At 64.8% G+C, this 22,886-nt stretch carries 19 protein-coding genes; 13 read left to right on the plus strand and 6 right to left on the minus strand.

The genetic code is table 11. The features are described 5' to 3' along the window. Positions 1-194 precede the first annotated feature (194 nt). From M8J71_RS07360 to M8J71_RS07390, 7 genes are all read left to right on the plus strand, one after another. A complete protein-coding gene (locus M8J71_RS07360; RefSeq protein WP_256247293.1) occupies positions 195-1,565 on the plus strand; it encodes a pectate lyase family protein in 1,371 nt (456 codons plus the stop codon). Next, on the plus strand, positions 1,565-3,442 hold the full coding sequence (locus M8J71_RS07365) for a pectinesterase family protein (protein WP_256247294.1): 1,878 nt from the start codon (positions 1,565-1,567) through the stop codon (positions 3,440-3,442). Before M8J71_RS07360 ends, M8J71_RS07365 begins: the two co-directional genes overlap by 1 nt. 152 nt (positions 3,443-3,594) lie before the next feature. Then, complete coding sequence (locus M8J71_RS07370; protein ID WP_256247295.1) at positions 3,595-4,713, plus strand: histidinol-phosphate transaminase; 1,119 nt, start codon at positions 3,595-3,597, stop codon at positions 4,711-4,713. A 148-nt stretch (positions 4,714-4,861) separates the two neighbouring features. Further along, a complete protein-coding gene (pdhA, locus tag M8J71_RS07375) occupies positions 4,862-6,139 on the plus strand; it encodes a pyruvate dehydrogenase (acetyl-transferring) E1 component subunit alpha (RefSeq protein WP_256247296.1) in 1,278 nt (425 codons plus the stop codon). Next, positions 6,139-7,119 (plus strand): alpha-ketoacid dehydrogenase subunit beta, encoded by a 981-nt coding sequence (locus M8J71_RS07380; protein ID WP_163165185.1) that lies wholly within the window; start codon positions 6,139-6,141, stop codon positions 7,117-7,119. Before pdhA ends, M8J71_RS07380 begins: the two co-directional genes overlap by 1 nt. 67 nt (positions 7,120-7,186) lie before the next feature. Then, entirely contained in the window at positions 7,187-8,698 is a 1,512-nt protein-coding gene (locus tag M8J71_RS07385) for a dihydrolipoamide acetyltransferase family protein (protein WP_256247297.1), read from the plus strand. Positions 8,699-8,710: 12 nt separating this feature from the next. After that, the gene (locus M8J71_RS07390; protein WP_256247298.1) at positions 8,711-9,328 is read left to right on the plus strand and encodes a phosphatase PAP2 family protein; all 618 of its coding nucleotides are present in this window, start codon (positions 8,711-8,713) and stop codon (positions 9,326-9,328) included. Between the two features lie 8 nt (positions 9,329-9,336). Here M8J71_RS07390 and M8J71_RS07395 read toward each other — a convergent pair whose 3' ends face one another. From M8J71_RS07395 to M8J71_RS07420, 6 genes are all read right to left on the minus strand, one after another. Beyond that, on the minus strand, positions 9,337-9,672 hold the full coding sequence (locus tag M8J71_RS07395; RefSeq protein ID WP_256247299.1) for a hypothetical protein: 336 nt from the start codon (positions 9,670-9,672) through the stop codon (positions 9,337-9,339). 157 nt (positions 9,673-9,829) lie between these two features. Further along, positions 9,830-10,258 (minus strand): universal stress protein, encoded by a 429-nt coding sequence (locus M8J71_RS07400; protein ID WP_091419548.1) that lies wholly within the window; start codon positions 10,256-10,258, stop codon positions 9,830-9,832. A gap of 49 nt (positions 10,259-10,307) precedes the next feature. Continuing rightward, positions 10,308-11,600 (minus strand): aminotransferase-like domain-containing protein, encoded by a 1,293-nt coding sequence (locus M8J71_RS07405; protein ID WP_256247300.1) that lies wholly within the window; start codon positions 11,598-11,600, stop codon positions 10,308-10,310. Between the two features lie 78 nt (positions 11,601-11,678). Next, positions 11,679-12,230, minus strand: coding sequence for a GerMN domain-containing protein (locus M8J71_RS07410; RefSeq protein WP_256247301.1), 552 nt, complete (start codon positions 12,228-12,230; stop codon positions 11,679-11,681). A gap of 369 nt (positions 12,231-12,599) precedes the next feature. After that, entirely contained in the window at positions 12,600-13,844 is a 1,245-nt protein-coding gene (gene ligD / locus M8J71_RS07415; RefSeq protein ID WP_256247302.1) for a non-homologous end-joining DNA ligase, read from the minus strand. Positions 13,845-13,987: 143 nt separating this feature from the next. Then, positions 13,988-14,545, minus strand: coding sequence for an NAD(P)H-dependent oxidoreductase (locus M8J71_RS07420; RefSeq protein ID WP_256247303.1), 558 nt, complete (start codon positions 14,543-14,545; stop codon positions 13,988-13,990). A gap of 126 nt (positions 14,546-14,671) precedes the next feature. On the opposite strand from M8J71_RS07420, the gene M8J71_RS07425 reads away from it, so the two are divergent. The 6 genes from M8J71_RS07425 (at position 14,672) to M8J71_RS07450 (ending at position 22,821) form a co-directional block, all read left to right on the plus strand. After that, the gene (locus tag M8J71_RS07425) at positions 14,672-15,280 is read left to right on the plus strand and encodes a TetR/AcrR family transcriptional regulator (protein ID WP_256247304.1); all 609 of its coding nucleotides are present in this window, start codon (positions 14,672-14,674) and stop codon (positions 15,278-15,280) included. 353 nt (positions 15,281-15,633) lie between these two features. Next, on the plus strand, positions 15,634-16,617 hold the full coding sequence (locus M8J71_RS07430; protein ID WP_256247305.1) for an ABC transporter permease: 984 nt from the start codon (positions 15,634-15,636) through the stop codon (positions 16,615-16,617). A gap of 2 nt (positions 16,618-16,619) precedes the next feature. Further along, positions 16,620-17,609 carry an ABC transporter permease gene (locus M8J71_RS07435; protein ID WP_256247306.1) on the plus strand — a complete coding sequence of 330 codons (990 nt, stop codon included), beginning with the start codon at positions 16,620-16,622 and terminating at the stop codon, positions 17,607-17,609. Then, on the plus strand, positions 17,606-19,843 hold the full coding sequence (locus tag M8J71_RS07440) for a dipeptide ABC transporter ATP-binding protein (protein ID WP_256247307.1): 2,238 nt from the start codon (positions 17,606-17,608) through the stop codon (positions 19,841-19,843). The genes M8J71_RS07435 and M8J71_RS07440 overlap by 4 nt, the downstream gene beginning before the upstream one ends. Before the next feature lie 52 nt (positions 19,844-19,895). Beyond that, positions 19,896-21,617: an ABC transporter family substrate-binding protein gene (locus M8J71_RS07445; RefSeq protein WP_256247308.1), complete on the plus strand. Its 1,722-nt coding sequence runs from the start codon at positions 19,896-19,898 to the stop codon at positions 21,615-21,617. Between the two features lie 133 nt (positions 21,618-21,750). Next, complete coding sequence (locus tag M8J71_RS07450; RefSeq protein ID WP_256247309.1) at positions 21,751-22,821, plus strand: Gfo/Idh/MocA family protein; 1,071 nt, start codon at positions 21,751-21,753, stop codon at positions 22,819-22,821. The last annotated feature ends 65 nt before the right edge of the window (positions 22,822-22,886 follow it).

A 22,886-nucleotide genomic window follows, 5' to 3' on the forward strand; every position in this document is an offset into this window, starting at 1 on the left:
CTGTTCACCGGGTCAGGCATGGCCGAGTGACCGTGGGCGCACGCATGACCGCCTTTCGAGAACCTGTGTCAAATATCAACTAACCCTTGACAAGAAGAAAGCGTTTTCCCATAGTTGAGAAATCGCTTTCTGACGCGCTGGCGGTTCGAGGCCGGCGCCGAAGCGTGGTTCATTCCAATGGAGGAAGAGAGATCATGCGCAAGAAAATGCCCTTCGCGCCCGTATCCGTCGTCGCGGCCATCGCGGTATCCCTGCTCGCAGCCCCCGCCCACTCGTCAGCATCTCCATCCCCGCAGGCGGATCCAACAGCCCAGACTGCGCGCCAACCCCTTGAACGCCAAGTACTTCCCCAAAACGATGGCTGGGCAGCCTTGGGGCCCGGAACTACTGGCGGCTCGACCGCTGGGAAAGACCGGATCTACGACGTCTCCAACAAAGGACAACTCCTCGCGGCCCTCGCCACCGGCACCGAACCCAAAATCATTCGGGTCCACGGGGACATTGCTGCGAACGCCGGCGCGGACGGCACACCGATCAGCTGTGAAGACTACGCCAGCGGTACCGGCTACTCCCTGGCCCAGTACCTCCATGATTTCGATCCGGCCCGTTACGGAACCGCGAAAAAGCCGGAAGGCACGCAGGAGAACGCACGGCGGCTGGCTGCATCAAAGCAGGCCGCCGCCATCCGCTGGGACATCCCCAGCAACACAACGATCGTGGGGGCCGGCCCGGACAGCAGCATCACCGGAGCTGCACTGAGGATCAACGGCGCCGAAAACGTCATCTTCCGGAACCTCACAGTGCGGGATGCCGCCGACTGCTTCCCCTCGTGGGACCCTACGGACGGTGCCACCGGCAACTGGAACAGCGAGTATGACCTGCTGCAGATCATCAACGGCTCGAAGCACGTGTGGGTGGACCACTCGCAGTTCACAGATGCCCCGAACCTGGACAGCGCCCAGCCCAACTACTTTGGCCGGCCGTACCAGGTCCACGACGGAGCAGTGGATGTCACTAACGGCTCCGACCTCGTGACGATGTCCTACAACCGGTTCTCCGAGCACGACAAGCTGCTGCTCATCGGCTCGACGGACTCGACCAACCGGGGAGACGCCGGCAAGCTGCGGGTGACCATCCACCACAACGTTTTCGAGAACGTAGGCCAGCGCGCACCCCGGGTCCGTTTTGGCCAGGTGGACGTCTACAACAACCACTTCAAGACGACCCCGGATTCGGATATCCCGTATGGCTACACCTTCGGTGCAGGCGTTGACTCCCACCTGTACGCCGAGGCCAATGCCTTCACACTCCCGGCGGACATCCCCGTGCAGTCCCTGATCTCCTACTTCAAGGGGAAGGTCATCACCACCAGCGGAAACGCAGTCAACGGCAAAATCGTCGACCTACGCGCTGCCTATAACGAAGCTGCGCCTGCGGACAGGCAGTTGAGCGCCGATGACACCTGGACGCCGGTCCTGCGGACGCACGTCAACGCCGCCCAGGCCGTTCCCGCACTCCTGGCGGACGCCGTCGGGCCTGTCTTCACGGCAGGGGATGCCCGCTGATGCGGCGCTTCCAGCCCACGCGCCGCTCCTTGCTTGCCGCAGTGGCCGCCGGAGCCGTCACCGCGGCCACGGGGCTCGCCGGACCAGGGGTTGCCCGCTCAGAAGCCGCAGTCCGTGCCGTGACGGTCCCGCCACAGGCAAGAACAAAGCCCGTGATCTTCGTGGTGGGCGATTCCACCTCTTCCGCCTACCAGCACTCCGAGCGTCCCCGGGCCGGCTGGGGGCAGGCCCTCCCGCTGCTGTTGGGGCCACAGGCTGACGTCTTCAACTACGCCTGGTCGGGAGCTTCGTCCAAGAGTTTCGCCGACGCCGGCCTGCTGGACGAGGTGGTGGCCTTGCTCCAGCCCGGCGACTATCTGCTCATCTCCTTCGGGCACAACGACGAGAAGGTGGAGGACCCCGCCAGGGGAACCGATCCGCAGACCACCTTCAAGGAGTACCTTCAGAAGTACATCGACGGTGCCGCCGGCCGTGGCGCGAAGGCCGTACTGGTGACGCCGGTGGACCGCCGCCGGTTCAGCGCCCTTGGCATTGCGCAGGACTCGCACGGCGCGTACCCACAGGCCGTACGCGAACTTGCGGCGGCCACCGGGACGCCGCTGGTGGACCTCACCGCCTCCTCAAAGGACCTGTGGCAGAAGCTCGGGGCCGAGGGAACCAAGTCCCACTTCCTCCATGCCTCGCCGGGCCAGTATCCGCAGTATCCGCAAGGCGTGACCGACAATACGCATTTCCAGGCGGAAGGCGCCTTGGCCGTCGCCCGGCTGGTTGCGTCCGAACTTCGGGCACAACAGGCCCTGCCCCCCGGGTACTTCCAGAACCTCGACGCCCGGCTGGATGCCCTCACCGCCATCTACTGGCCCAGCGAACGCCCCGTGGACAAGCCCACGGTCCTGGATGTGGGCAGGGGCCAGGCGTTCCCGTCAGTCCAGGCAGCCGTGGACGCGGTGCCCACAGGCAGCACCCGCCGAACCCTCATCCGGATCCAGCCGGGCGTCTACCGGCAGGCCATCAGGGTGCCGGCCAACAAGCCAAGAATCTCGTTCCTCGGGTTGGGGGAGAAAGCGGAAGACGTTGTCCTGGTCTACAACAACGCCTCCGGCACTCTTAAACCGGATGGCACCGGAGCCTACGGGACGGGCGGAAGCGCAAGCGTTCGGATTGAGGGGCCGGACTTTATGGCTTCAAACATCACCTTCAGCAATGACTTTGACGAGGCCGCCAACCAGGACATGAAGAACCGCCAGGCGGTGGCGCTCTTCCTGACCGGAGACCGTGCCGTCCTTAACAACGTCAGGTGCCTGGGCAACCAGGACACCCTGCTGGTTGATTCCCCCTCCCGCGGGGTACAGTCGCGCTTCTTCTTTAGCGGCTGCTACATCGAAGGCGACGTGGATTTCATCTTCGGCCGAGGCACCGCAGTCTTCTTCGAAAGTGAAATCCGTTCCCTTGACCGTGGGTCGGACAGCAACAACGGCTACGTTTCGGCAGGCAGCCTGAATATCGGGATCAAGCACGGGTATCTGTTTACCGGCTGCCGCTTTGTGTCGGACGCCGCTGCCGGTTCAGTCCATTTGGGCCGCCCCTGGCACCCCAGCGGGGACGTCGATGCCATTGCCCAGGTGCTCGTCCGGGATTCCTGGCTGGGCGCGCATATTTCCGGCGCACCCTGGACGGACATGAGCGGATTCTCCTGGCGGGAAGCCCGCTTCCATGAGTTCAACAACAACGGCCCGGGGTCCCGCATCACCCCGGAGAGGCCGCAACTTGATCCGGGGCTGGCACAAGAGTTCACGCTGGAGGCGTACCTCCGGGGAAGCGACGGTTGGGCTCCCCAGCTGGCGGGCAGCCGGTCCGACAGCACTTCGCGGGTGTAGGGGCCGCCGGACAGGGAGCGGAGAAGGAGCAGGTGGCCGGACGGGGCCGCGCTTGGCGGCCCGTCCGGCTGCCCGTCCCACTACGGCAGCACGTTGCGACCCTGCGCGGATGCCGCGTTCCGTCCCGCGGCTGGAGAAGTAGGCTGGTTTGCATGACTTCACCAGATACCCTCGCCGGGGGCATCCAGCCGCGCCCTGTGGTGGCAAAGCTGCCCCGCTACGCCGCTGGCAAACCTCCTGTCGCCGTGGACGGACTGACCAGTTACAAGCTGTCTTCAAACGAAAACCCTTTGCCCCCGATCCCGGCGGTCATCGAGGCGATTGCACGGCAGGCGGACTTCAACCGCTACCCTGATCCGCTGAGCAGCAGGCTTCGCACAGAACTCGCCGCGTTCCTCGATGTTCCCGCCGAAGACATCGTCACTGGCGCCGGCAGCCTGGGCGCCCTGAACCAACTCCTGGCCGCGTTCGCCGGGCGGAACGAAGACGGCAAGCCCGATGAAGTCATCTATGCCTGGCGCTCCTTCGAGGCCTACCCCATCAGTGTTGGCCTCTCCGGCGCGGAAGGCGTCCCGGTTCCGTTGGCTGCCGGCGGCCGCCACGACCTCAAGGCCATGGCGGCGGCAGTCACGGCCCGCACCAAGGTGATCCTCCTGTGCACCCCCAACAATCCCACCGGTCCTGCCCTGGGTGCGGCCGAAACAGAGGCGTTTATCCGGTCCGTCCCGTCTGACGTGGTGGTGGTGGTTGACGAGGCATACCAGGAGTTCGTGCGGGCGGCTGATGCCGTGGATGGGATTGCGCTGTACCGCAGGTACCCCAACATTATTGTGCTCCGGACCTTCTCAAAGGCACACGGGCTTGCCGGCCTCCGGGTGGGCTACAGTGTCTCCAATCCTGTGCTGACCCAACACCTGCGGGTTGCAGCCACACCGTTCGCCGTGTCGCAGATTGCAGAGACTGCCGCAATTGTTTCGCTGCAGAATTACCCGCAAGTTGTGGAGAGGGTACAAAGACTGGTGGACGAACGGGAGCGCGTCACGGCAGGCCTGCGGAGCCTCGGCTGGAGTGTTCCGGATGCCCAGGGCAACTTCGTCTGGCTGGATCTTGGCGCTGACAGCACCGGGTTTGCCGAACTTGCTGCCACGCAGGCCTTGTCCGTGAGGGCCTTTGCCGGCGAAGGCGTCCGCGTCAGCGTCGGGGAGGAAGAGGCCAATACGCGTTTTCTCGCTCTGTGTGCGAACTATACAAAGGCCCCGCGCGGTTCCTAGCACTTAACAAGTAGCCCCGCGATTACTTACTGAAGATAAAGTTAGGATCAGTAAGCCATATATATGCCGCCGGAGGAATCTATTCCTTTTGAGGCATATATCCCAGCGACATTGCATTGCATCCGGATGCGGCAAGCAAGGAGACGGTATGGGCACACATCTGCCTGCCACCGAGTTCGACGGAACAGCTGTAGACGACCAGCGTGAGGCCGATGCCGAAGCCGTGATGGGAGAGCCTCCGGCGCAGATGGTCCAGCTCCTCGGCCCCGACGGGAAACTGGGTTTTGATCCGGTCTTCACCGGCTACGCCGAAAAGCTCACCCCGGAGAAGCTCCGCGGGCTCTACGCGGACATGGCCGCAATCCGCCGGTTCGACGTCGAAGCAACAGCCTTGCAGCGGCAGGGCCAGTTGGCGCTCTGGGTTCCGTTGACCGGCCAGGAAGCCGCGCAGATCGGTTCGGGCCGGGCCAGCCAGCCGCAGGACTACATCTTCCCTACGTACCGGGAGCATGGCGTGGCCTGGACCCGCAATGTGGACCTTGCCGAGCTCCTGCGCCAGTTCCGCGGCGTCTCCAACGGAGGGTGGAACCCGAAGGACACCAACTTCCACCTCTATACCCTGGTCCTGGCGGCCCAGACGCTCCACGCGGTGGGCTACGCCATGGGCATTCAGCGGGACCAGAAGCTGGCAGCCTCCAGTGCCGCCGCAGTCCGCTCTGACGGCCAGGACAACGCGGCTGCCGCCCCGGACGCCGCGGTGATCGCCTACTTCGGCGACGGCGCCAGCTCGGAGGGTGACGTCCACGAGTCCATGGTGTTCGCCTCCTCCTACAATGCGCCGGTTGTTTTCTTCTGCCAGAACAACCATTGGGCCATCTCCGTCCCCACCAACGTACAAACGCGGGTGCCGCTGTCCAACCGGGCCAAGGGGTACGGTTTCCCCGGCATCAGGGTGGACGGCAACGACGTCATTGCCGTCCACGCCGTCACCGAGTGGGCACTGGAGCACGCACGCCAGGGCAAGGGCCCGGTCCTGATCGAGGCCTTTACGTACAGGGTCGGTGCTCACACGACGGCGGACGACCCCACCAAGTACCGCGAGTCGGCGGAGGAGGACGCCTGGCGGGCCAAGGATCCGCTGAAGCGCCTGGAGAAGTACCTGCGCGCCGAAGGCCTGGCCGACGAGGCGTTCTTCGCCAAGGTGAAAGCCGACGGGGACGAGCTCGCAGCCTACGTCCGGCGCACCACCCATGACCTGGAAACCCCGGATATCCGGTCCGCCTTCGCCAACACTTACGTGGAGGCCCACCCGCTGGTGGCAGAGGAACTGGCCTGGTTCGAGGAGTACTCAGCGGGTTTTGCAACTGAAGAAGAACCCGCCCGGCAGGCAGTAACAGCGCAGGCATCCCAAGAGGCAGGCCACTGATGACCACCATGACCATCGCCAAGGCCATCAACGAGGGCCTTCGCACAGCACTCACTGACAACCCCAAGTCGCTGCTGATGGGCGAAGACATCGGCGCCCTGGGCGGCGTGTACCGCGTGACGGACGGGCTGATCGGCGAGTTCGGCCCGGACCGCGTAGTGGACACCCCGCTGGCCGAATCCGGCATCATCGGCACGGCCATCGGCCTCGCGCTGCGCGGCTACACCCCGGTCTGTGAAATCCAGTTCGACGGATTCGTTTTCCCGGGCTTCAACCAGATCACCACCCAGCTGGCCAAGATGCACGCGCGCAGCAACGGCAACCTCACCGTTCCTGTGGTCATCCGCATCCCCTACGGCGGGGGCATCGGCTCTGTGGAGCACCACTCGGAATCTCCCGAAGCGCTTTTCGCCCACACCGCTGGCCTGCGGATCATCACCCCGTCAAACCCGCACGACGCCTACTGGATGATCCAGCAGGCGGTCGACTGCCAGGACCCGGTGATCATCTTCGAGCCCAAACGCCGTTACTGGCTCAAGGGAGAGGTCGACGTCGAGGCACCCGGCCTGGCGGAGGACCCCTTCAAGGCCCACGTGCTCCGGGCCGGGACGGACGCCACCATCGTGGCCTACGGACCGCTGGTGCCAGTGGCGCTGGCCGCGGCGAACGCGGCAGAGGAGGACGGCCGCAGCGTTGAGGTCATCGACCTGCGCTCCATCTCGCCCCTGGACTTCGATACCGTCACAGCCTCGGTGAAAAAGACCGGACGGCTGATTGTGGCCCACGAGGCACCGACCTTCGGAGGAATCGGCGGTGAAATCGCTGCCCGGATCAGTGAGCGGGCGTTCCATTCCCTGGAGGCGCCGGTGATCCGCGTGGGCGGCTTCCACATGCCCTATCCGGTTGCCAAGGTGGAGGAAGACTATCTTCCGGACATCGATCGCATCCTCGAGGCGCTGGACCGCGCCCTTTCCTACTGAGCCGCCGCATCCTTTCCGCCCGCTTGCGTTTTCCAACAGCAGCCGGGCTTCCCGAACCGAGGACACCATGACTCTCAACAAGTTCAACCTGCCTGACGTCGGCGAGGGCCTCACCGAGGCGGAAATCGTCTCCTGGAAGGTCAAGCCCGGCGACGCCGTCGCCATCAACGACGTCCTCTGTGAGATCGAGACGGCCAAGTCGATCGTGGAGCTGCCCTCGCCGTTCGCCGGCACTGTCAGCGAACTGCTGGTGCCCGAAGGGGTTACCATCGACGTCGGCACGGCCATCATCAGCGTCAGCAGCGAGGTGGCCGGTGATCCCACACCCGCTGACGTCCGGGCTCCCGAGACGCCCGTACAGCCGCTCTACGGAACGCTTCCTGCGTCCGACGGCGACACCCCGGAAAGTGCCTTGGCAGGCGGTCCGCTGGTGGGTTCCGGTCCCAAGGCGGACGCCGTCAAGCGCCGTCCGCGGATTTCGGCCAGCTCAAGCACCGGTGGCGCAGCGGGCGCCATCACAGCTAACGCCCCGGAAGTGGAGCCCGTCCAGCCCCTTACGCCGGCTGCCGTGACCGCCGAACCGCCGGTGAGCACAGCAGGGGCTGCGAAGGAGGCTCCAGGCCAAACCGCCGGAGACGCCGTCGACAACCGTCCTACCTTTGGCGGCACCATCACGGGCCTGGTGAACAAGGTCCTGGCCAAGCCCCCGGTCCGGAAGATTGCCCGTGACCTTGGCATCGACCTGGCAGACGTGGTGGCCACCGGTTCGCGCGGCGAGGTGACGCGCGAGGACCTGGTCAGCTACCAGGCCCAGCGGGACGCCGAGCTGGACAAGGCTGACGGATTCTGGGGCAAAGCCGGAAAGCCGCAGGACCAGCGGGTGGAGCGGATCCCCGTCAAGGGCGTCCGCAAGGCCACGGCGAAGGCGATGGTGGACTCGGCGTTCTCGGCACCGCACGTCAGCATTTTTGTGGACGTGGACGCCAGCCGCACCATGGAGTTCGTCAAGAGGCTCAAGGCCTCGCGTGACTTTGAGGGCATCCGGGTATCGCCGCTGCTGATCCTCGCGAAGGCCGTGATCTGGGCGGCTGCACGGAACCCCAGCGTCAACGCCACCTGGGTGGACAACGGCGAAGGCAGCGCCGAGATCCAGGTCAAGCACTACATGAACCTGGGAATCGCAGCGGCAACCCCGCGCGGCTTGATGGTGCCGAACATCAAAAACGCGCAGGACCTATCACTGAAGGAACTGGCGCTGGCCCTGAACAACCTGGCCATCACCGCCAGGGCCGGCAAGACCCAGCCCGCGGAAATGCAGGGCGGGACGCTGACCATCACCAACATCGGGGCTTTGGGCATCGACACGGGCACGCCGATCATCAACCCCGGCGAGGTGGCGATCGTTGCGTTTGGAACCATCAAGCAGAAGCCCTGGGTCCTGGACGGCGAAGTGATACCCCGCTGGATCACCACCCTTGGCGGCTCGTTCGATCACCGGGTGGTGGACGGAGACCTGTCCGCCCGCTTCATGGCCGACGTCGCCGCCATCCTGGAGGAGCCAGCGCTGCTGCTGGACTAGGAACTGACAGCAGTGGTCATTAACGCCGGCGGTATCCGTGCCAAAAACAGGGCAGCCAGATGGATTACGGAGCTGTTGCAGCCGCCAGCGGTGGTGAGTGTGCAGTTGTTGATCAGCCCACTGACGCAGGCCGGCTTTCCCGGAACGATGGCCTACGGCGCCCTGGCGGCGCTGTTCGTCTGCGTGATCCCGCTGGTCCTGCTGCTGGTCCTGGTGAGGCTGGGCAAGGTCACCGACCACCACGTCAGCGACCGCAAACAGCGGGCGCCCGTACTCCTGATGGCGCTGGCGTCGATCGTTGCCGGGCTTCTGGTGCTGTACGCGGCAGGAGCTCCTGAGAGCGTCGTGGCCATGGTCCTGGCAGTGGTGGCCGGGGTGGTTGTGCTGGCGGGTGTGAGCCCATTCTGGAAGATCAGCGGGCATGCTGCCGCAATTTCGTCTTCTGCAGTCATCGCCGTGCTGATGCTCGGAGCCCCGTGGCTTCCGCTGCTGCTGCTTATCCCCGCTGTGGGCTGGTCGAGGGTGGTGCTGCGCGCCCACACGCTGGCGCAGGTGGTTGCCGGTTCACTTTTCGGCGGCCTGGTGATGGCCGGTATCTGGTGGGCACTGCAAGGCTGGATGGTGCCGTAGGGAGTGCCTCAGTAGATGGCGTAGGCCGAGAGCATTTCAACCGCGGTGGGGTCCGCCATTGTTCCAAGGGCAACCGCTGCTGTCACCATCAGCGCGCCCATTCCCGCAGCCACGGCCCCGCAGGCCGTCAGAATCTTCCAGTCCTCGCGCATCACGCTGCCCACTGTGGCGGGAAGCTCCAGGCCCGGGGCGATCACGTTCGGTGCGCTGTCCACGGTTCCATCGTCCAGCAGCGCCACCACCCTGCCGTTGCTGCGGTCGACGCGCATGGAGCAGATGTGGTTTCCGTGGCGGGCCAGGAGAATGTCGTGGCCTACGAGTTGGCGGCGCTGGAGAGTTTTCAATGGTGCCCCTTGGATAATCGTGGATGCTGGGTTGCCGCTCCATTGGGGGCTTATCCAATTTTATCGTTGCGTCCGAGACCTCAGTGGTGTATCTGGCGTGAGAACAGACACTCCCCGTAGCGACCTTTGCCACCACGGGGAGTGTCCGCGGTAACTTTTAGTCGGCGTCGTAGGTGTTGGCGATGTAAACGTCGCACGGAGCGTTGTGGGCAACGCTGTTCGCCACGCTCCCAAGCACGCGCCCAATGCCCTGCATCCTGCGGTTTCCGACCACGATAATGCGGGCCTCCATCCGCAGCGCCTCTTTAATCAGGGCGTCGGCCGGGCGGCCGCGGGCAGCCGAATACGTCACTTTGATGTCCCGGCCCAGGGATTCCGCCACGGTGCGGGCCACATGTTCGGCGGCGTCGGCGTCGGAGACGATCCACTGGTCGCTGCCGCTGCCGAAGACCTCCGTGCGGTCGCTGTCGAAGGCTGAGACGACGTGAAGCGAGGCGCCCAGTGCAGCGGCGAGGTCCCGGGCGGACTCTGCCGCCTTTTTGGCTGTACCGCTGCCGTCAACCCCTACAACGATGATTCCGCTCATGTGTTGCTCCTTTGCTTGGTTAATGCGGCGTAAGTCAGTGAGCCCAAGGCTACAGTCCGGCGATGGCTTCCCGCAGTACCGGCGCCAGCCGGCGCACGCCTTCCGTGATGGCCTCCGGCGGCACCGCACTGAAGGCCAGGCGCAGCTTGTTGGACGGCTCGTCCGACGGCGTGAAGGCGGCGCCGGGGATAAACACCACGCCGGCGTCGATCGCCTTGTGCAGCAGCGGGTAGGTGTCTACTCCTTCCGGCAGGGTCACCCAGACGAAGAATCCGCCCTCCGGGCTCGTCCAACTGGTACCGGCGGGCATGTGCGCCTCCAAGGCAGCGAGCATCGCCCGGCAACGCTCCGCGTACAGTCCACGGTACGTTTCGATTTGGTCCCGCCAGTCGTAGTCGCGCAGGTAGGCGGAAACCAGCATCTGGTTGAGGGCGGGCGGGCACAGGGTTACAGCTTCGGCCGCAAGGTAGTACCGGCGCTGCAGGTGTTCGGGCACCAGGGCCCAACCGATGCGGAGTCCGGGAGCGAAGATCTTGGAGAACGAGCCCATATAGATCACGTCCGAAGGGTTGTCGGCGCGAAGGGGCGGCAGCGGTTCTCCGTCAAAACGCAGGAGTCCGTAGGGGTTGTCCTCGAGGACCAGAATATTCGCATTGCGGCATATGTCCACGATCTTCTGCCGCCGCTCCCGGGCGAGGGTAATTCCGGAGGGATTGTTGAAGTTGGGGATGGTGTACAGGAATTTGACGTTCTTCCCGGCGAGCTGCAGGGCTGCGATCTTCGCCTCAAGGAGATCCGGAACGAGGCCGTCCGCGTCCATCTCCACCGTTTCCACCTGGACCTGGTACGCCTCAAAGGTATTCAGCGCGCCCACGTAGGTTGGGTCTTCCACCAGCACCACATCTCCGGGGTTGCAAAAGACCTTGGTGGCGACGTCCTGAGCGGACTGCGAACCTGCTGTGATCACCACGTTCCGGGCGAGTGCGTCGAGGATGCCCTCGGCGGCCATCACTTCGCAGATCTGGGTTCGCAGCTCTTCGGTGCCCTGGCCGCTGCCGTACTGGAGGGCCGCCAGCCCGTCCTCGGCGATGATGGTTGCGGCAGTGGCGGCCAGCCGGTCAAGGGGGAGGGACTGCAGGTAGGGACTTCCACCCGCGAGGGAAACCAGCCCGGGACGCAGGGAGATATCGAAGACGTCCCTGACGGCGGACTGGCGGATATTGGCGGCGCGCTCTGAGAAGAGTTCCTCATGGCGGTGGGCGGACGTTGCCGCCCGCTCGATGGCATCAATGGCTTCGGCAGGCAGCGTCTGTGCTGCGGCGTCGAGTGTCTCGTGGCTCACATGAATCAGGATACAGCCGAGTGTTGCTGGATAGGCAACACTCGTTGAGTAAAGATGTACCGGGCGCCAACCCGCCTGTTAGTCCTGCCGCAATGCCTCGGCCAGGGGGCGCCCGTTGATATGGATCTCCGCCCGGATAGCCCCGACTGCCGAGACCGCCGTCTGTGTCAGCTGGGCTTCTACGCGCGGGAGGTCGCAAACACCTCCCATGCTGAGCGTCCCGGCGAGGTACACCGTGACGGTGGTGCCGTCGAAGCTTCCCGAAAGGAACGTCAGGTCCGAGCCCTGGAGCGCGTTGTACACGTCCGGAGACGGCCGTGGCGCGGCTGCATCAGCCGGCGTTTCCAGCAGTGCGCGAACGGCGGCGGGGAGCGGGTCCTCTCCGGCGGAACTGGTACGGGCTACGCCCACCAGGCTGTCATTGCAACCGAACCGCACGCCGTTGCTGCCGCCGTCGTCCAGGAGCACGTAGTAGGCGGTCACCGCCTGCAGGGCGGCCGGACTGCCCGAGGGAACCGGCTCGGATGGAACGGGGTCCTCCGGCGCAGGTACTTCCGGCGTTTTCGAAGCCGCGGGCGTGCCGCGGGGCGTGGTCCTGGCCGTGCTGGGCGGGACCACTCCCGGCGTCACCCCGGTTGTGCCTTCAGGAGGCGGAGACTGCGGCTGGGGAGCCGGCGCGGGGGGAGCGGGTGCAGGGGCGGGGGTGGTGCCGGCGCCGACCAGGGGCTCCGGGGAAGGCGGCGGTGTTTGTTGAGGGGGCGGGCTGACGCAGGCGGCGGCCCACAGCGGAAGCGCCAGCGCGGATGCTGCTACTAGAGCGCGCGCACCCGTTATCCGCCTTCCAGCAATCGGCCCTCTTGCCATCCCTGCACCGCAATCCCGTCCCGGTACGTCCGTGGATTAACGTTACGGCTGGCCCGTCTGCCAAAGAATGTCCACGAGGTACCGGTTGGGATAAGAGTTGATCACGGGAGGCCGAGGGGACGGGGCAGCCTCCGTTCAGGATCCCGGGCGCCCCGGCCATTCCTTGCCCGCCCAGGGGTCGTAGTCGGCGATGAGTTCCTCCTGCGGCGGCCGCTCCGGCCCGGGAACGTGCTGCAAATTCACCCTTACCCGGTACCAGAGCGAACTCGATCCGCGCATTCCGTCCACCAGCACATCTGCAGGGTGCAGGGCCGGGACGAGGTCCGGATGCCGGGCCTTCCATTCGTCGAGCGCCGCGAGGGCCTCAGGCTTGGTTTTGGTGCGGGCCACTTCGATGAGCGGCATCACCGACTGCCGGCGGCCGGAGCCGTCACCGCTGCGCGGCGCTTTCTCCGCAGGCCCCAACTCCTCTGCAAGGGCCAGGAGCCTGTCCAGATTTCCTGCGGCCTTGTCGATCCCTGCATGGGGGTCGCCCACGTCCTTGAATCGGCCGGGCACGGTGAGGACCGTGAACTGGTCGGGACGGGCGGAGCGCACCTCATCCCAGGACAGCGGCGTTGAGACCCGGGCGTCGGGGAGGGGCCGGACCGAATATGCGGATGCCACCGTGCGGTCCTTGGCGTTCTGGTTGAAGTCCACGAACACGCTCTCGCCTCGCTCCTCCTTCCACCACCGGGCGGTGGCGAGCCCGGGAGCCCGGTTTTCGACTTCGCGCGCAAGGGTCTCCGCGGCGAGCCGCACGTCACGGTAGGACCGTTCCGGCGCGATGCGCACCAGGATGTGAAGTCCGCGGGAGCCGCTTGTCTTCGGCCAGCCCACCAGTCCCATGTCGCCGAGTACTTCCCGTGCCACATAGGCCACATCCACGATTTGTGACCAGTCCACGCCCGGCATGGGATCGAGGTCAACCCGAAGCTCATCGGGATGCTCGAGGTCCTCCGCCCTTACGGGATGCGGGTTGAGGTCCAGGCAGCCAAGATTCACCACCCACGCCAGTCCTGCGGCATCCCGGATTACAGCCTCCTCGGCCGACGTGCCGGACGCGTAGTGCAGGGTGGCCGTGTCAATGAAGTCAGGGCGGTTCTCGGGCACGCGCTTTTGGAAGAACGGCTCGGCGTCAATGCCCTTCGGGAAACGCTTGAGCACCATGGGCCGCCCGCCGGCGCCGCGGAGCGCGCCATCCGCCACCGCAAGGTAGTACCGCACCAGGTCCAGCTTCGTGAGCCCGGGCCCCGGGAACACCATTTTGTCCGGGCTTGAGATGCGGACCTCAGCGCCGCCGATGTCGAGGATCTCGGCCGGGGTCTTCGAGGGCGTCATTCCGTCACGCTAGCAACGATTGGATTTCTCAGCCAGAGTTCGGCGGGACGCAGTGTGCCGCACGCACCGGCACGGTGAACGCAGCCGCGCAGCTTAAACAGCGGTGCCCGGCGCAGTATGCACCGGGCACCGCGAACGGCTGGTTATGCTGCAGGCTGGGAAGCTGTGATGGCATCAAAAACGCCCTTGATCTGCTCCACGACCTCTGCATCGTCCTTCGGGTGGACTTCGGCGAAGCGCACCATTGAACCCGGCACTGCGAGCTTGACGTCCTCGAGGATCTGGGCACCGGCGATTCCTGCTGCCTTGCGGGCCTCGTCCTGGGCCCAGACTCCACCGTACTGGCCGAAGGCAGTGCCGACGACGGCGGTGGGCTTACCGGCGAGGGCTCCGGCACCGAAGGGACGGGACAGCCAGTCGATGGCGTTCTTCAGTGCTGCGGGTACAGTGCCGTTGTGCTCCGGGGTGACCAGGAGGAGCGTGTCGGCGTCGTTGGCTGCGGCGCGCAGGGCGGCAGCAGCGGCGGGAACCTGGCCTTCGACGTCAATGTCTTCGTTGTAGAAGGGGATGTTTCCAAGGTTTTCGTGGATGACGACGTCCACCTGCTCCGGCGCGTTCAGCTGGATTGCTTCAGCCAACTTCTGGTTGGTGGATTCGGCGCGGAGGCTGCCGACGAGGGTAAGTACGGTGCTCTTGGTCATAGGAACTCCTGGGTAGGGGCGGCGGGAGGGGTCCGCCGGCCGGGTAGTAGCTGAGGCTCTTGCTGCCTTCACCCATCTAAACGGACTGCGGTCCGTTTCTTATTCCCGGGGTCTAGAATGTGGAATGTGAGCTTCATCCCATTGCGTCCGCGACTACCGCCGGGGGAGGCGGTGGAACGCAGCGATGCCGCGAGGAATCGGGAGCGCCTGCTCGAGGCTGCCCGGGACCTCATCGGCGAGTGCGGGGCAGGAGCGCTGACCATGGACCGGCTCGCCGAGCACGCAGGGGTGGGCAAAGGCACCGTATTCCGCCGTTTTGGCAGCCGTGCCGGGCTCATGCTCACCCTCCTGAGCGAGTCCGAGGCTGCCTTCCAGGCCCGCTTTATGTTCGGGCCGCCACCCCTGGGCCCCGGCGCGCCCGGACTGGAACGCCTGATTGCTTTCGGCGTGGAGCGGATTGCCTACGTGATGGAGTTTGGTGACCTGGCGCTCGCGGCGGAGAACTCCTCCCGGGGCCGCTTTGAGGTTCCTGCTGCTGCCCTGTGGTACCGCCATATCGAGGTGCTGCTCAGGGAGGAGGGGTTCGGGGCCGACCCTTGGCTGATGGCGCGTTCGCTGGGCGCCACCCTGGCGCCGGACCGGCTCCTAAATCTGGTTCGCGTGCATGGAGTGAGCAGTGACCGGCTCAATGACTCGTGGCGGGAGCTTGTCACGCGGGTTGTCACCGCTTCCTAGACTTCGCCGCTCATTGTTCTTACGCCGTGTCACACCAAATTTACAGAATTATTCATAACGATCTGATACGGGCAGGTGGGTTTGCCCACAACCAGCCCTTTTTGGGGAGCGGCTTGTGATAGTTTCCTCTGGAATGTGACCCGCGACATAGTCCACCAGGGCTGGGCCTGCAAAGGCTGCGGGAGCCCAGCTACCGCTGGCAGAGGACCCGATGAAGCGGCACAACCCCCGCTGATCCGGGGATAACGGAAGGATCCAGCACGTGATTGTTGATTTGCCCAACAGCCTGGCCCGCCTGCTGACACCGCGGGGTTTTACCGTCCAGCTGCCGGCGGCGAAGCTGAACTAGCGCCATGCTCAGGTACCTCGCCAAGCGCGGCATCACGTACGTTTTTATGATCTTCCTGACCACCTCGGCGGGATACTTCCTGGCGGTCAGCTCCCTAAAGCCCGCATTGCTGGAGCAGGAACGGATACCCCGGCCCACCCCGGAGCAGGTGGCAAACTCGATGCGCCTCAAGGGCCTGGACCCGGACCTGAGCCCGTGGGAGCGCTACGTTGAATGGCTGACTGCCATCGTTACCCGCTGGGACTGGGGCCGCAGCCCCAACGGCGCGTTCATCAACGCCGAGTTCGGGGACCGGGTATGGATTTCCACCCGGCTCTTCCTGGCCTCCATCATCCTGACGCTCGTCATCGGTGTGGCACTCGGGGTCTATTCGGCAGCACGCCAGTACAAGTTCCAGGACCGCGTCATCACGTCCTACAGCTACCTCGCCTACATCGTGCCTGCCCCCATTGCGTACTTCCTGGTGCAGCTGGGCGCCATCAACATCAATGAAACCGTGGGGGAGCGCATCTTCTTTGTCACCGGCATTTCCACGCCCGGAATTGGGCCGGGGTGGGCGCAGTTCGTGGACATGCTGGCGCACTACGCGGTTCCGACGGTCGCCATCACGCTGGTGGGATGGGGTTCGTACCAGATTGCGCAGCGCCAGTACCTCCTGGACAACGTGAACGCCGACTTTGTCCGGACCGCCCGGGCCAAGGGGCTGACCCGGAACCAGGCGATCTCCCGGCACGCATTGCGGGTCTCATTCATTCCCGTGGCCCAAAGCATCGCCTTCACCATCCCGGCCATCTTTGCCGGCGGCTTCTTCGCGGAGAAGATCTTCGCCTGGCCCGGTGTGGGCTCCTGGAGCATCGACGCCATCTCGCTCCAGGACGTCAACGCCGCCACGGCCACGCTGGCCTACGGTTCCGTTATTTTCGCCCTGGGGGCCATCCTGGCGGACTTCGCCACCACCCTCGTCGACCCGAGAGTGCGGGTGCAGTAGCCATGACCAACCTTAACGCCGTTGACCCGGCCGCGGTCGCACAGGACGCGCACCTGGAAAACGCCGATGTCATCATCGGCAAGAACACCATCATCTTCCGCCGTTTTATGCGCAACAGGACGGCCGTGACAGGCCTTGCCATTTTCCTGGCCCTGACCGTCTTCTCCTTTGTCGGAGGCTACTTCACCCCGTGGGACAAAGAGACCATCGATCCCTTCAACATCGGCATGCCTCCCTCGGCCGAGCACTACCTCGGAACGTCCCAGGCAGGCATTGACCTCTATGCCATGACGGTCGAAGGCACCAGGATCTCCATCCTGATCGGCTTGATCGTGGGGCTTGTCTCCGTCCTTATTGCCGCCGTCTATGGGTGCACCATGGCCTACTTCGGCGGCAAGGTGGACAAGGTGATGCTCTTCGTCCTTGAAGCGCTCATCATGATGCCGGCACTGCTGGTGGTAGCGGTCGCCACCAGCGGGGGAGGGGAAGGCCTGAAGCGGGACCTGCCCTCCTGGCTGCTGCTGATCATCGTGCTGCTGGTCTTCAGTTGGATGGGAACGGCCCGGCTGATCCGGTCGCTGTCCATGTCCCTGATGCAGCGGGACTACGTCAAAGCCGCCCAGTACATGGGTGTCCCGCCGCGCCGGATCGTCTGGCGGCACCTGGTTCCCAATATCGGGTCCCTGCTGGTGCTCGACATTACCCGCGGCGTCACCGGCGCCATCCTTGCGGAGGTGGCCTTCTCGTTCATCGGCATCGGCATCAAAGTTCCGGACGTCAGCCTGGGGGTCCTCATCGGCGCTGCCACATCGCAGGTACAGACCTTTCCCTGGATGTTCTGGGTGCCGTTGACCGTTATGTTCCTGCTGACAGGCTCTCTGGCCATGATGAACGACGGACTGCGGGACGCCTTCGACCCCAGCTCCAGCTCAAGCGGCAGCGCCAAAAAACGCCGCGCACTGAAAGCCCGTGTTAAGGGGAAGTACTCATGAGCAGCGAAATTGCCGCCGGCCACGCCGAACAGCCACAGTCAACAGTGGAGCGGCTGCACGTCGCCGGCCTCCACGCGCCAACGGACGCAGTCCTCTCTGTCCGCGACCTGAACGTCCGCTTCAACACAGAGAACGGCGTAGTCCACGCAGTCCGGGGCGTTGATTTCGATCTCCTGCCTGGAAAGACGCTGGGCATCGTGGGTGAATCGGGGTCCGGCAAATCGGTTACGTCCCTGGCCATCATGGGGCTCCTCCCCACCACAGCGGAAATATCCGGGTCCGTCCGGCTCAAAGGCAAGGAGCTGCTGGGCCTCAGTGATAAAGCCATGTGCGAGTACCGCGGCAACGAACTGGCCATGGTCTTCCAGGACCCGCTGTCTTCCCTGACACCGGTGTACACCGTAGGCACCCAGATTGTGGAAGCGCTCACCATCCACAATTCCACGATGAGCAGGCAGGCAAAAGAAGCCCGCGCCGTCGAACTCCTGGCCATGGTGGGCATTCCGAGCCCCAAGGATAGGCTAAAGGCCTTCCCGCACGAGTTCTCGGGCGGCATGCGCCAGCGGGTGATGATTGCCATCGCGATCGCGAACAACCCGCGCGTCCTCATCGCTGACGAGCCGACGACGGCCCTGGACGTCACCATCCAGGCGCAGGTGCTGGAGGTGCTGCACACCGCCCAGGAGGAGACGGGTGCCGCCGTCGTGATGATCACGCACGACCTGGGCGTGGTGGCCGGGATGGCAGACGACATCATGGTGATGTATGCCGGCAAGCCCGTGGAGACGGGCGCGGTGGATGACATCTACTACAACCCGCGGATGCCCTACACCATGGGATTGCTCGGCGCCGTGCCGCGGGTGGACGTGGCGGAGAAGTCGTCCCTGGTTCCCATTGAGGGCATGCCGCCCAACCTGATCCACACACCCACCGGCTGCTCTTTCGCACCCCGCTGCCCGCTGGCCACCGACGCCTGCCTGGAGGGCGAGCCGGCGTTGGCGGCGGTACCCGGAGGTGCCCTTCACCGCGCCGCCTGCATCAAGTCCGGATCCCTGGGCGGCGACGTCGACGTCCACGACGTCTTCTCGGCCCCGCCGGTGGCGGTGTCCCGCTTTGATGCCATTCCGCGTGCGGAACGCTCCACCGTCCTGCAGCTCAAGGACGTGCGTAAGCACTTCCCCCTGACCAAGGGTGCGTTGCTAAAGCGCCGGATCGGCACGGTCAAGGCCGTGGACGGTGTCAGCTTCGATATCCGCGAAGGTGAGTGCTTCTCGATTGTGGGCGAGTCCGGTTCCGGAAAGACCACCACCCTGCTGGAGATCATGGAGTTCCACAAGGACCAGGACGGCGAGGTGACGATTGGCGGCATCAGCAACAAGCAGGCTGCCGATGCCCGGACCAAGAGTGCCATGCGCCGCGAGATGCAGATGGTGTTCCAGGACCCCACCGGGGCGCTGGATCCACGGTTCACGGTCTACGAAGTCCTCGCCGAGCCGCTTCAAAACGCCGGCATGGACAAGCAGGCCATCAGGACACGCATCATGGAACTGATGAAGCTGGTGGGCCTGCAGCCGGACCACGTCAACCGCTTCCCCAACCAGTTTTCCGGGGGACAGCGCCAGCGCGTCGGGATTGCCCGCGCCCTGGCCGTGAATCCGAAGCTGGTGGTCCTGGACGAACCTGTCTCCGCCCTTGATGTTTCCGTCCAGGCCGGCGTGATCAACCTTTTGGACAAGCTCCGTGCCGAGCTGGGCCTCAGCTACCTGCTGGTGGCCCATGACCTTTCGGTGGTCCGGCACATCTCCAACCGCGTGGCTGTTATGTACCTGGGCAAGATTGTGGAGATCGGTGAAGTGGACCGGGTGTTCGACAACCCCCGCCACCCCTACACCCGGGCCCTGCTCTCGGCCATCCCGGTGCCGGACCCGCAGGTGGAGAAGACCAGGGAGCGGATCATCCTGCGGGGCGACCTGCCCTCCCCGCTGGACGCCCCCAAGGGCTGCAACTTTGCCACCAGGTGCCCGGTCTTCGCGGCGCTGCCGCCTGCGAAACAGGAAAAGTGCCTCACCCTGGAGCCGCCGCTGGAACCGGTGGCGCCCTCGGCAGCGGCCCAGGCCCTGGCCGCCCAGCCACTGCCGGCCCTGGACCAGCGCTTCGCCTGCTTCTTCCCGGACGGGGAACTGGACGAGGACATGCTGGTAGTCCACGAATCATCGGACCACCATGCACCTTAGGTTTTTTCGACCCATCACCAGCATCACCACCTGCAACAACGAAGGGAACACCATGAGGAAACTGAACAAGATCGGCGGAGCGGCGGCCATTGCTGCTGCTCTGGCGCTGACTGCCTGCGGCGGCGGCGGTGGCGGGGCCACAGGGCCGGAAACGGCAAAGGGGCAGGAAGCAGGCAGCGACCTGTCCAAGCTCATCAGCGTTAACGAAAAGCCCGCTGCAGATCTTGAACAGGGCGGCAAGGTCACCCTTCCGCTGGGCAACATCGGCCCGGACTTCAACGGCTTCTCGAACAACGGCAACAGCGCAGACAACTCGGCGCTGCAGATTCCCATGAACCCTGTCGCGGTAAACAGCGGCGGCATCGGCGGTTGCTGGAAGCTCGACTTCGAGGGCAAGGCATCGCCCAATAAGGACTTCTGCGAGGAGGTCACGAACGAAGTCAAGGATGGCAAGCAGACCATCACCATCAAGGTCAACGAGAAGGCCACCTACAACGACGGCACCCCCATCGACGTTAAGGCCTTCCAGAACACCTGGAACATCCTGAAGAGCCCCGATACCGGCTACGACATCGTCTCCTCGGGAGCGTACGAGTTTGTTGAATCCGTCGAGGCCGGCAGCAGCGACAAGGAAATCATTGTCAAGACCAGCCAGCCGGTGTACCCGCTGGAGGACCTGTTCTTCGGCCTGATCCACCCCGCTGTGAACACTCCGCAGATCTTCAACGAAGGCTTCAACGGGGAACTGCATCCGCAGTGGATGGCAGGCCCGTTCAAGCTGGACCAGTACGATACCGCGGCCAAGACGGTAACCCTGGTGCCCAACGAGAAGTGGTGGGGCAACAAGCCGGTCCTGGAAAGCGTAGTGTTCCGCCAGCTTGAGACCAGCGCCCAGATCGCTGCCTTCAAGAACGGCGAGATCGACGCCATGTCCGCCAACACCGTCTCCCTGTACAAGCAGCTGGACGGAACTAAGGACTCAGAGGTCCGGCGCGGCCAACGCCTGTTCGCCGGCGGCTTGAATCTCAACGCCCAGCGCATCACCGATGTGGCCGTCCGCAAGGCGATCTTCGCGGCAGTGGACCGTGAGGCCCTCCGCAAGGTGCGGTTCAACGGACTGAACTGGGAAGAGCCTAGCTCCGGCTCCATGATGCTGCTGCCATTCTCCGAGTACTACCAGGACAACTACCCTGTGAAGGAAACCGGTCCGGACGCCGCCAAGAAGGTGCTCACCGATGCCGGCTACACTGCCAACGCCAACGGCATCATGGAGAAGGACGGCAAGCCCGCCGCGTTCAAGATCAGCAACTTCGGTGACGACCCAACTACGCTGGCCGTCGCGCAGACCCTGCAGAAGCAGCTCCAGGCCGGCGGCATGGATGTTGGTATCGACCAGCGTGCCTCGGCCGACTTCGGCAAGGTCCTGGGCTCGCGTGAATTCGACCTGAGCATCTCCGGCTACACGGTCGGTCCGGACGCCACGTCCGCCGTCAAGCAGTACTACGACTCCAAGACCAACGAAAACCAGCTGGGCGATGCCGAACTGGACAAGAAGATCGCCGATCTGGCGTCCATCGAGGACAACGCCGAGCGCAACAAGGCGGCAATGGAAGTTGAAAAGGAGCACATGGCCAAGTACTACTCCATGGGCGTAGTCTTCAACGGCCCGCAGATCTCCTTCGTCCGCACCGGCCTGGCCAACTACGGCCCGTCGCTGTTCCAGAGCCTGTCCCAGGTTCCGGACTGGACCACCCTCGGCTGGGAAAAGAAGTAGCCCCACCCCCGGGACGCTCTCTCACTTAATGTGGGTTTTCCTGCAACGCTCTCTCACTTTCTTTTAGGAAGTGAGAGAGCGTTGGCCGTTAAGGGGCATTAGGTGAGAGAGCGTGCCGGAGTACCGTAGCCCTATGACTGACTCCGCCGCTCCACGCACTATCCGCACGGCCGTCGTCGGCTACGGCCTGTCCGGCAGCGTCTTCCACGCACCCTTGATCGGGACGGACGCGCGCTACTCGCTGGACATCATCGCCACGTCCAACGTGGAGCGGCAGAAGGCGGCCACTGCCCGCTACCCCGGCGTGAGGACAGTGCACGACGGCGATGCTGTCCTGGCGCGCGCTGCTGACCTTGACCTCGTGGTCCTGGGCACCCCGCCGGCCACGCATTACCCGCTCGCCAAGGCAGCGCTGGAAGCCGGCCTGGATGTGGTGGTGGACAAGCCATTTGCGGTGACCAGCGAGGAAGGACAGGAGCTTGTTGCCCTCGCCCAACAACGGGGCCGGGTGTTGACGGTGTTCCAGAACAGGCGGTGGGACGGGGACTTCCTGACGCTCCGGAAACTCCTGGCGGCGGACGCCGTGGGGAAGGTGACCAGGTTTGAGTCGCGGTTCGAACGGTGGTCTCCCGCCATCGCCAAGGCGTGGAAGGCGCATGCCACCGCCTCGGACGGGGGCGGCGTCCTGTTCGACCTCGGCAGCCACCTGATCGACCAGGCGCTCCTGCTGTTTGGTCCCGCGACGGTGGTCCACGCCGAGCTGAGGGCACGGCGCGCGGACGAGCGGGCGGACGACGACGTCTTCCTGGTGCTGCGGCACACCTCAGGAGTGCTGAGCCACCTCACAATGAACATGCTCTGCGCGCAGCAGGGCCCGCGGTTCCGGGTGTTGGGTTCCGTTGGCGGCTACACCAAGAACGGCGTGGATCCGCAGGAGCCGTACATCGTTGCCGGCGGCAGCCCCCTGGACGCGGAGTACGGCGAGGAGGCGCCGGAGTGGGCAGGGCTCCTGGGCCGTGACGGCCACCTTGATGCCCTCCCCACCGAGCGGGGCGCCTACCCCGAGTTCTACCGGCTCCTGGCGGACAAGATCCTCGACGGCGGAACGGCCTCAAAGCTGCCGCTCCCGGTAGACCCGGCAGACGCCGTCGAGACAATCAAACTAATAGAAAAAGCAAGGGAACTGGCTGGAGAAAGGGCTTAAACGACAACGCTGGACGACAGACATCCGGCAGCGTGCTCCCCACCAGCCCCCTAACCTCGCAAGCT

The sequence above is a fragment of the Pseudarthrobacter sp. R1 genome, from assembly GCF_024494415.1.
In the GTDB taxonomy this organism is placed as follows: domain Bacteria; phylum Actinomycetota; class Actinomycetes; order Actinomycetales; family Micrococcaceae; genus Arthrobacter.